Here is a 3,233-nt window from a genome sequence, read left to right as displayed (position 1 = left end):
CCTGTGTACCTCGTTTAATGTGCTACTGACAGTATATCCAAACGCTATCATCCCCGTGAAAATCTGCTCAGTTTTTATCAGAAATGTGCGAATGTTAACGTTTGTATAAAAAACCACTTTTATTACGCCTTAATTACGTAACAGATCGCCTCAAAGTTGTTTACGTTTCTGTTAATAATTAGTTTTTCTCACGGATGAAGTGGTCTGGGCCTTAGTTTTTTTCATTCGTCGTGCCAGGCAAGTTGCAATACATTATGGCTGCCTTGTTCTGTTCCCTGAGACTTCATAAGAGATACACGCCATGCAATCGCTTGAAATCGCTATTTTCCTGCAGTTTTTCCTCGGACTGGTCGCCGCGGTGAACCCAGTGGGTATTATGCCGGTGTTTGTGTCACTGACCGGCCACATGACGCCGGAAGAAAAAAACAAAACCGCCCTGACCGCTAATATCGCAGTCGCGATTATCCTGACGGTATCACTGCTGGCTGGGCAGATGTTGTTGGATATGTTCAGTATTTCTCTGGACTCGTTCCGCGTAGCTGGCGGCCTACTGCTGTTGAGTATCGCGTTTTCAATGATGAGCGGTAAGCTAGGTGAAGATAAACAGAATAAACAGGAAAAGTCGGAATACGTCAGCCGCGAACAAATCGGGGTTGTGCCGCTTGCGATGCCGTTGATGGCCGGCCCGGGTGCCATCAGTTCGACCATCGTTTATGGTGCCCGCTACCCTAGTATGCTGGATACCGTAGGCATCAGTGCCACGATCGCGTTGTTCTCGCTCTGCTCCTGGTTTTTGTTTCGTTCCGCGCCACTGATTGTGCGTTTTCTGGGTCAGACCGGCATTAACGTCATCACTCGGATTATGGGCCTGATTCTTGGGGCTCTCGGGATCGAGTTTATCGCCAACGGATTACGTAACCTGTTTCCAGGATTAGCCTGATTTATGGTTTAACGGTATGATATTGCTACGTTGAACCCTGTTAGCAATATCATGCCAGAGCATATTCTTAAACATCGTCTCTATGTCATCATTTTCGGTACCCATACCCGGGCGGGTAAGATTTTCGATCTTGCACTGATCACCGCGATTTTCTCTTCTTTAGTCGTCCTGGTGCTCGAATCGATTCCAGAAATCAAAGTCGAATGGGCCACTACCCTGCGTCTGTTTGAATATGGCTTCACAGCCCTGTTCACCATCGAATATCTGCTGCGGCTGTACTGCTCACCCAAACCCGCAGCCTATGCCAAAAGCTTTTACGGCGTGGTCGACTTACTGGCCATCTTGCCAACTTACCTGTCGATTTTCTTTCCTTCCGCCTCGTTCATGGGGGTTATCCGTCTGCTGCGTGTCATGCGCATCTTCCGCATCCTTAAACTGGTGCGTTACCTGCAAGATTCAAATCTGCTGATGCGTTCGCTTTTGATGGCCCGGCGTAAAATCTTCATTTTCTTCACCACAGTCGCCATTCTGGTCACCATCTTCGGTGCGTTAATTTATGTTATTGAAGGACCGGAAAACGGCTTTACCAGTATTCCTCAGAGTATTTACTGGGCGATTGTGACGATCACCACCGTCGGATACGGTGATCTGGTACCTCAAACCGCGTGGGGGAAAGGGATTGCCTCGCTGACTATGTTGCTCGGTTATTCGATTCTGGCGGTGCCGACCGGCATTATCACCGCGGAGCTGAATCAGGAAATGAACTCGCACCGCACGCTGGTCAAATGCCCGAACTGCTCACGCGCCGGACATGAACCCGATGCCATGCACTGTAAACATTGTGGCAGTCAGTTAGCGGACCCTGACAAGCGGGTAGTCGCGACTGCTTGTGAATAGTTCAAATCAACGGCATAAAAAAAGCACCTCAATCGAGGTGCTTTTTTCTTGCGTCCGGCGCTTACTGTTTTTCAGCCAGGATAATCCGCAAAGTACGACGTAGCGGTTCTGCTGCGCCCCACAACAGCTGGTCACCCACCGTGAAGGCGTTGAGGAAATCATCGCCCATCGACATTTTACGCAGACGTCCCACCGGAACCGACAGCGTACCAGTCACTTTCGCTGGCGTCAGCTCCTGAGCGGTAATATCACGATCGTTCGGGATCACTTTCACCCAGTCGTTGTGCGTGGCGATCATCTCTTCAATCTCATCCATCGGCACATTTTGTTTTAGCTTGATGGTCAGCGCCTGAGCGTGACATCGCATCGCACCGATACGCACACAAGTGCCATCAATTGGTACCGGCGCATCCTGTAAGCCCAGGATCTTGTTCGCTTCCACGCCGGCTTTCCACTCTTCCTTGCTTTGGCCATTGTCACGTTTCACATCAATCCAAGGGATCAGAGAGCCGGCCAACGGCACACCAAACTGATCGGTTGGGAAGGATGACGAACGAATCGTGTCAGCGACTTTCTTATCAATGTCCAGAATAGAGCTTGCCGGGTTGGCCAGCTCTGAGCTGACAGCGTCGTTGATCACACCCATTTGCGAAATCAATTCGCGCATGTTCTTCGCGCCAGCGCCGGAAGCGGCTTGATACGTCATCGCGCTCATCCATTCCACCAGGCCTTTTTCATACAGGCCGCCCAACGCCATCAGCATCAGACTGACCGTACAGTTACCACCGACAAAGGTGTTGGTTCCGGCGTGGATCCCCTGCTGGATTTGTGTCAGGTTGACCGGATCCAGGGTAATGATGGAGTCTTCTGCCATACGAAGCGTGGATGCAGCGTCAATCCAGTAGCCTTTCCAGCCAGCCTGACGCAGCATTGGGTAAACTTTTTCGGTGTATCCGCCACCCTGACAGGTGATGATGGCATCGAGTTGTTTCAGTGCGTCGATATCGAACGCATCCTGAAGTAAACCCGTTTCGCTTGTGCCATGCTTTGAAGGAACAGTTGGGGCAGGGATTCCCACCTGAGATGTACTGAAAAATACCGGCTCAATCAGATCGAAGTCTTTCTCTTCCACCATACGCTGCATCAGTACAGAACCGACCATGCCGCGCCAGCCAACTAAACCTACTCTCATCACTAAACTCTCCGTGTGTTGGGTAAAAATGAACGTCTTTCATCTTTCAATTTTCGCGCCCAGATCTCAAGCAATAATTTACATTAGTTGTAACTTTTTACTGGTTTCAGGGCGAATAACGATTTAAGTGCAGATAAACCATCGTTTGTTAAGCACAAACACAGCACCGTAACATTTTGTTAATCCAATTTTCAAACTGTCGCA

Annotated in this window: 3 protein-coding genes; 2 read left to right on the top strand and 1 reads right to left on the bottom strand. The window is 49.7% G+C overall.

Annotation, left to right across the window (positions count from 1 at the left end; translation table 11 throughout):
• The first annotated feature begins 301 nt into the window (after window positions 1-301).
• Window positions 302-940 carry a YchE family NAAT transporter gene (locus CAG65_RS15480; protein WP_021704302.1) on the top strand — a complete coding sequence of 213 codons (639 nt, stop codon included), beginning with the start codon at window positions 302-304 and terminating at the stop codon, window positions 938-940.
• A gap of 51 nt (window positions 941-991) precedes the next feature.
• The gene (locus CAG65_RS15475; protein WP_161454227.1) at window positions 992-1,837 is read left to right on the top strand and encodes an ion transporter; all 846 of its coding nucleotides are present in this window, start codon (window positions 992-994) and stop codon (window positions 1,835-1,837) included.
• A 61-nt stretch (window positions 1,838-1,898) separates the two neighbouring features.
• Here the strand turns inward: CAG65_RS15475 and asd are convergent, their stop codons facing one another.
• Complete coding sequence (asd, locus tag CAG65_RS15470) at window positions 1,899-3,029, bottom strand: aspartate-semialdehyde dehydrogenase (RefSeq protein ID WP_040902280.1); 1,131 nt, start codon at window positions 3,027-3,029, stop codon at window positions 1,899-1,901.
• Window positions 3,030-3,233 lie beyond the last annotated feature (204 nt).

Origin of the sequence: Vibrio sp. V39_P1S14PM300 (assembly GCF_009904765.1) — a bacterium.
Taxonomy (GTDB): domain Bacteria; phylum Pseudomonadota; class Gammaproteobacteria; order Enterobacterales; family Vibrionaceae; genus Vibrio; species Vibrio proteolyticus.
The sequence above is the reverse complement of the archived record's forward strand: the minus strand, read 5'-3'. Positions and strand labels throughout refer to the sequence as shown.